Raw genomic sequence first — 6,439 nt, 5'->3', positions numbered from 1 at the left:
GCCCGACCATGTTGGGAAGAGGCGCATCGAACATCGTCTCGCCGCGCATTGCGTAGAAGCACACATCGCTCATGGCGAACGCGAGCTCAGCCTTGCCTGTATGTACCATTCGGGCATTGACTACGGACGCAGATGTGGACGCAACCGTCACATTGATTCCAGGGATGTTTTTGGTCCAGATCTCGGCGAGCCCGACCGCGATGGTGTGGTAGGGACCCCCAGCGCCGCCCGTGGCGATGGTGATCTCGATTGGGGGACGAGCAGCCACCGGAGCCACCGCTATGAGTCCTGCCAACACCAGAAACATGAGAGCCTTCTGGACTGTTCTCGCCATGCTTCGACTCCTCCTCGATTGACCAAGATGATTACCTGCTTCTTCTACAGCCTGCACCGGTTTCCTGCCTCAAGTTGAAGATCTATCCGGTCACTATGTAGGAATATCCGTGTGCATACGGGCATGGGAGAGCCGCAGGCCACGGCCTGTTGGGCGATAGGACGTCAAGGGAACCCGCGTCCGCAAGAGTTTCTGAGCCAGAACCGGATGGTTTTGGCATTCCGCCCAGTTTAGACTCAAATCACCGAGATCATGGCTTTGCCATGATATTGCAAGTTCGCCGGAAGAGCACTAATATAGACATGGCTGTTGTTCAAGCGCAGGCATTTCAATATGCATGCTGACTTGATCAAGAGACTATCCATAGGGAAGACGAGGCGCGATCAAGTTGGCATACGAAGACAAAGTACTAAACTGCCGGGACTGCGGACAGGACTTCGTTTTTACCGCAGGTGAACAGGAATTCTACGCGCAGAGAGGGTTCCAGAACGAGCCGTCGAGGTGTCCCGAGTGCCGTCGGGCCAGGAAATCTGCAAGCGGCGGAGCCGGCGGCAATCGGCAGATGTACGAGGCAGTCTGCTCTTCGTGTGGCAAGCCAGCACTGGTGCCGTTCCAGCCGAGTGGAGACAAGCCCGTATACTGTAGCGAGTGCTTCGCTGCGCAGAGGCGGCGTTACTAGGGGCCCACTACGCGCGAGGCGCCGCTGGTTTCTCACAAGCGTTGTGAGGTCTCTTGGGGTTTTAATGAAGAGCCCCGGGCTTTGTGTTGTGCCCGGGGCTTGTTATACTGACCTCGTCCGTATTTCGCTGAGAGTACAAGTCAATCGTGGGTCAGGGCTAGCCAGCCGCCGAGGCGACTGGCCTCACGCCGCTGTCTCTTGGACCGCCTTCGCGATCACCGCCACCGCCTGATCTAACTCATCCTCGGTCACAGTGAGAGGCGGCAGAAGCCTCAGGATCTTTCCTGCGATCACGTTGACCAACAGGCCGTTCTCTCTGGCTCTCCGCGCCACCTCGGTCGCATCCACCGACAATTCCACTGCGATCATGAGGCCCAAGCCCCGAACGTCGGCTATGTGCGAGCCCGCGCCCATTAGGCTCCTGAGCTTTGCCTGGAAGTAGTCGCCCATCACGCGTGCCCGTTCCGGAAGGTTCTCTTCGATGATGGCGGTAAATGCGGCTATTCCCGCTGCACACGCCAGTGGATTCCCTCCAAAGGTCGACGCGTGGTTCCCGGGTTCGAACCCTGAGGACACCTCGGACGTAGCAAGCATCGCCCCTATGGCTACTCCGCCGCCCAAGGCCTTGGCGACCGACATGATGTCCGGGGTGACCCCAGCGAAATGCTGATAGGCGAAGAGTTGGCCTGTCCGGCCGAACCCGGTCTGGACCTCGTCCAGGATCAGAAGGACGCCACGGTCCCTGAGGAGCTGAGAGAGGCCTGTCATGTATTCGGGAGAAGCGGGGTACACTCCAGCTTCCCCCTGCACGGGTTCGATCATCACCGCGCAGGTTCGATCGGAGATCCGGGCAGCCACCGCGTCGAGGTCGTTGTAGGGCACGTAGGTGAATCCCTCAGGTAGAGGCTCGAAGCCTTTCTGATACTTGGTCTGCCCAGTCGCAGTCAGCGTCGCAAGAGTCCTTCCGTGGAAACTCCGCTCCGTTGTGATGATCTCATACCTGCCGGGGCCGTACTTCTGCTTGCTGTACTTGCGGGCGAGCTTGATTGCGGCCTCATTGGCCTCCGCCCCGCTATTGCAGAAGAACACCCGGTCGAAGCAAGAGTTCTCCACCAGTAGGCGCGCGAGCGTCCCTTGAGGCTCCATGTAGAAGAGATTGGACACGTGGAGAAGCCGGCCCGCCTGCTCTCGAATGGCCTCGACAACCTTCGGATGGCAGTGCCCCAGCGAGCACACCGCGAGCCCTGTCATGAAGTCAAGGTATTCACGGCCGTCCGCGTCCCACACCCTTGTGCCCTGGCCTCGGACCAGAGCCACCGGGATTCGTGCGTACGTCTTCATGACATACGAGTCCATCTGCTCCATGATCTCTTGGCCTTTCACTACGCGTCCCTCCCCGCGCCCTCAGGTAGTATCATGGTCCCCAGGCCGGCATCAGTGAACATCTCAAGGAGGATCGAATGGGGGCGCCTGCCGTCGATGATGTGGGCGCGAGCAACCCCGCCCTCGATCGCGTTTATGCATGCCTGAACCTTCGGTATCATCCCGCCCTCCACCCGGCCCTGTGCCAGCATGGTGCGGACAGAGTCAACGGTGGTGGTAGAAATCAGGGTAGACTTGTCGGAGTAGTCCTCGAAGAGCCCTTCGACGTCCGTGAGCATCAGGAGCTTCTCTGCCTCGAGAGTTCTGGCGATCTCCCCCGCCACGAAATCCGCGTTTATGTTGTAGCTCTCGCCGTCCGGCCCCACACCAACCGACGATACCACAGGGATGTACCCGGTGTCCGAAAGGTGCTGCAAGATAGTGGGCTCAATCCGGTCGACGTCCCCCACGTGTCCCAAGTCAACTAGCTGTTCCTCACCGGTTTTCCTGTCCACCACACGTTCAGGAGGACGCCTCCTGGCCGTGATCACGCTGCCGTCCTGCCCGGACAGTCCGACTGCCTTCCCGCCGAGTGTGTTGACGAGAGAGACGATGTCTTTGTTCACTTTCCCCACGAGTACCATCTGGACGATCTCCATGGTCTCCTCGTCAGTGACCCGAAGCCCAGAGACGAATCTGGCCTCCTTGCCCATTCTGTTCATCATCTGGGTTATCTCAGGGCCGCCCCCGTGGACGACGATGGGGTGAAGCCCGATACATTTCATCAACACTAGGTCCAGGGCGACCGCACGCTTGAGTTCCTCGTTGATCATGGCGTTGCCGCCGTATTTCACGACGAATGTCTTCCCGGAGAAGGACCTGATGTATGGTATGGCCTCCACGAGGCAGGCTGCCCGTTCATCGAAGGAGATCACCACAGGTGTTTGCACCTCCCTAGCTGCGATAGCTTGCGTTGATCTTCACGTAGTCGAAGGTGAGGTCGCATGTCCAGACTTTGGCCTCGGCACATCCATCCTTGAGGTCCACAGTGATTCTGACATCAGCACCCAGGAGAGCAGCCTTGGCTTGAACCTCGCTGAAGGGAAGGGCCATCCCGTCCTCGGCAACCTTCTCCGGACCGATGTAGATGTCCACGCGGTCAGGATCGAACTCTGCGCCAGAATACCCGGCGGCACACATGATCCGGCCCCAGTTCGCATCGGCACCGAATATCGCCGTCTTGACAAGGGGCGATTTCGCGATGGCCATTGCAACCTTCCTAGCGTCTGCCTCCGTCCCGGCGTTCCTTACAACCACTTCCACGAGTTTGGTGGCTCCCTCACCATCCCTGGCGATCATCTTCGCAAGCTCCATGCACACGGTCTCAAGGGCCTCGCGAAATCTCTCGTAATCCTCTCCCTGCCCCGTGATGGGCTCATTTCCGGCGAGCCCGTTTGCCATCACAACCGCCATATCGTTGGTGCTCGTGTCGCCGTCCACGGTGATCGAATTGAACGACCGCGCCACAGCCGACCCAAGGGCCTGCCTGAGAAGGCCTACATCGATGGCGACATCCGTGGAGATGAAAGCGAGCATGGTCGCCATGTTGGGATGGATCATTCCGGAGCCTTTGGCCATCCCGCCGACCACGACGTCCCGGCCGCCGATCCGCACCCGAACCGCGCATTCCTTGGAGAAGGTATCAGTGGTCATGATAGCCTCTGCCGCGTAGTGGCCGCCTTCCCGTGACAGGCTGTGCGCGGCGTCCCGTATTCCCGGCACCACTCTGTCCATCGGCAGCCTGACCCCGATCACGCCGGTCGAGGCCATGGCTACCAGGGCTGGGTCTATGCCCAGCTCGTGAGCGAGAACCTCTGTGCATTCGTAGGCGTCTCTGAGTCCCGGCTCGCCGGTGCACGCGTTCGCGTTCCCACTTATTACCACGATGGCCTGGATTTGGCCGGCGCCGATCCTGTCCATGCAAACCAGCACTGGGGCAGCCTTCACCTTGTTCTGTGTGTAAACGCCCGCTGCGACGGCTGGGACTTCAGAGTAGATGATCGCCACGTCCTTCTTGGTTTTCCTTATGCCGGCGAACACCCCGGACGCCTTCATGCCGCGAGCGGCAGTTATGCCGCCACACACCGCCACGATCTCAGCCCCAGCCCCGACATTGGATCCGTCTTCGAATTCGGATGTCATGGTCTCATCAGTTCCTTTCCGTGGTTGGAGGGATGATCAGGGGTAGATGGGCAGCTGATCCAGTCCGAGATCTTCGTCCATCCCCAACATGATGTTCATGTTCTGTACTGCCTGCCCGGAGGCGCCCTTGACGAGATTATCGATGGCACTCACCACGATGGCTCTCCCTGTCCGGACGTCGACCCTCACAGAGATGTCGCAGAAGTTGGAGCCAGCAACTGCCTTGGTCTCCGGCAAGCGATCCGAAGGAAGAACACGCACGAAGTGTTCGCCCTTGTAGAAGTCTTCATACAAATGCGTGAGTTCATCAGTTGTCGTGTTGCGTGTGACGTGCACATACATGGTGCTCAACATGCCCCGGGTGAGGGGTATGAGGTGAGGGGTGAAGGTCACCGTGACTTCCTGACCAGCTAGGTCCGAAAGCCCTTGCTCTATCTCCGGAGTATGCCTGTGGCCCGCAACACCGTAAGCGCGCATGTTGTCATTGCACTCAGGGTAATGGTAGACGGGACCAGGCTTTCTCCCCGCCCCGGATACGCCGGATTTCGAATCGATCACGATTCCCGAAATATCCGCCAACCCGGACTTCACGAGCGGGGCTAGGCCCAAGAGCACTGTGGTCGGATAGCATCCGGGGTTGCCGACAAGCCACGCCTGGCGGATCTTCTCCCGGTTCAGCTCGGAGATACCGTAGACCGACTCATCGAGCAGTTCAGGGTGTTCATGCTTGAGGCCATACCATTGCTCGTAGACCCCCGCCGAGCGGAACCGGTGGTCAGCTCCAAGATCGATCATCCTCGTACCTGCGGCGCGGACAGCTGCGGCTATGCTCATGGCCGCTCCGTGTGGGACAGCTGTGAACACCACGTCGCATCGCACGGCGACTTCGCCGGGGTCCAGGTCACGACAGACCAAGTCCACCCGCCCGAACAGGCTGGGAAACACGTCGCCTATGCTGCGGCCCGCGTAAGTGCGGGATGACACACACACGAGTTCAACGCCTGGATGCCTTGCCAGGATCCTTACCAACTCACCGCCTGTGTATCCCGATGCACCCACTATACCAACCTTGACTACGGTCATCACCCCCAACTGCATCTCCCTCAGAGGAGTATATGCAATTATACTCTATGTGCTCATAAAAATGCAACAGCCTGAGTAGCGCCGTCTGAGTCAAGAAGAAGTGGGGAGTCCCCCTTTCCTCGAATCGGTTACGCTTGCGGCCAATACTTCTGATCGTCTGCACACCATGCCGAACGGGTTTCGCGATAGGCCTTGCTGGTTTCGCCGCCGTCCCGCCAGGACGGATTGTATGCGCAACCTCGGCCTATGCCGTCAAGGGTTCGCTTCGCCGCTTCGCGCCCTTGACGGCGGCCTCGCTGCGCATCGCTTGTGGCCAGGCGGGACGGCTGCCCTGCCTTAGAGCCAACTCTCCGACGCAAGCTCGTGGAACACGTGGGACAACCCGCCGCTCCTCACAATCCCGGCGTCCATGATCGGCGCATGGCACGCTCTGTCGTTCCGCCCCGTCCGTAAAACCTCGATTACCGCGCTGGCGGCCTCTTTTGCCAAGTCGTCCTCTGAAGCCTCCGGCGGCCTTGCCTCTTCCGAAATCCTGGCCAGGAACGACTCCAGCGTACCGCTGCACTTTGCCCGAAGCAGGGCCATCATCGCCTGCAGGCCTTCCCAAGACCAGCTTCGACCGCATTTCTTAGTCCTGTCGCTTAATCGCTCCATCTGGGCCTCTGCAGCCCCAAGGGACCGAAGACCCGTAGTCTCTATCCCCCGCGCCCGGAGCCTTACCCTGTAGTCGCAAACGCTCTCGGCAATCGGAGCTATGTCCGCAATCAGCTTGTCCAGCT

7 protein-coding genes are annotated in these 6,439 nt (G+C 59.6%); 1 reads left to right on the top strand and 6 read right to left on the bottom strand.

Annotated features, from left to right (window positions below; translation table 11 throughout):
- The coding region (locus tag NUW23_10510; GenBank protein ID MCR4426601.1) for a transporter at window positions 1-334 on the bottom strand (334 nt) is incomplete at its 3' end.
- Window positions 335-722: 388 nt separating this feature from the next.
- On the opposite strand from NUW23_10510, the gene NUW23_10505 reads away from it, so the two are divergent.
- Window positions 723-1,013: a zinc-ribbon domain containing protein gene (locus tag NUW23_10505; protein ID MCR4426600.1), complete on the top strand. Its 291-nt coding sequence runs from the start codon at window positions 723-725 to the stop codon at window positions 1,011-1,013.
- Window positions 1,014-1,196: 183 nt separating this feature from the next.
- On the opposite strand, the gene NUW23_10500 is transcribed toward NUW23_10505, so the two are convergent.
- The 5 genes from NUW23_10500 to NUW23_10480 form a co-directional block, all read right to left on the bottom strand.
- Window positions 1,197-2,396, bottom strand: a complete 1,200-nt coding sequence (locus NUW23_10500) for an aspartate aminotransferase family protein (GenBank protein MCR4426599.1) — start codon at window positions 2,394-2,396, stop codon at window positions 1,197-1,199.
- Window positions 2,396-3,310, bottom strand: coding sequence for an acetylglutamate kinase (gene argB / locus NUW23_10495; protein MCR4426598.1), 915 nt, complete (start codon window positions 3,308-3,310; stop codon window positions 2,396-2,398). The genes NUW23_10500 and argB overlap by 1 nt, the downstream gene beginning before the upstream one ends.
- A 19-nt stretch (window positions 3,311-3,329) precedes the next feature.
- Complete coding sequence (gene argJ, locus NUW23_10490) at window positions 3,330-4,577, bottom strand: bifunctional glutamate N-acetyltransferase/amino-acid acetyltransferase ArgJ (protein ID MCR4426597.1); 1,248 nt, start codon at window positions 4,575-4,577, stop codon at window positions 3,330-3,332.
- 36 nt (window positions 4,578-4,613) lie between these two features.
- Complete coding sequence (argC, locus tag NUW23_10485) at window positions 4,614-5,660, bottom strand: N-acetyl-gamma-glutamyl-phosphate reductase (protein ID MCR4426596.1); 1,047 nt, start codon at window positions 5,658-5,660, stop codon at window positions 4,614-4,616.
- Between the two features lie 336 nt (window positions 5,661-5,996).
- Window positions 5,997-6,439 (bottom strand): UPF0236 family protein (locus NUW23_10480; protein ID MCR4426595.1); only part of this gene is annotated, 443 nt, incomplete at its 5' end.

Source organism: Bacillota bacterium (assembly GCA_024655925.1).
Classification (GTDB): Bacteria; Bacillota; DTU025; order DTU025; family JANLFS01; genus JANLFS01.
The sequence above is the reverse complement of the archived record's forward strand: the minus strand, read 5'-3'. Positions and strand labels throughout refer to the sequence as shown.

Bases quoted from the DNA above. Each gene is read 5' to 3' on its own strand.
- argJ (MCR4426597.1), bottom strand. From the start codon at position 4,577: ATGACATCCGAATTCGAAGACGGATCCAATGTCGGGGCTGGGGCTGAG.
- argC (MCR4426596.1), bottom strand. From the start codon at position 5,660: ATGACCGTAGTCAAGGTTGGTATAGTGGGTGCATCGGGATACACAGGC.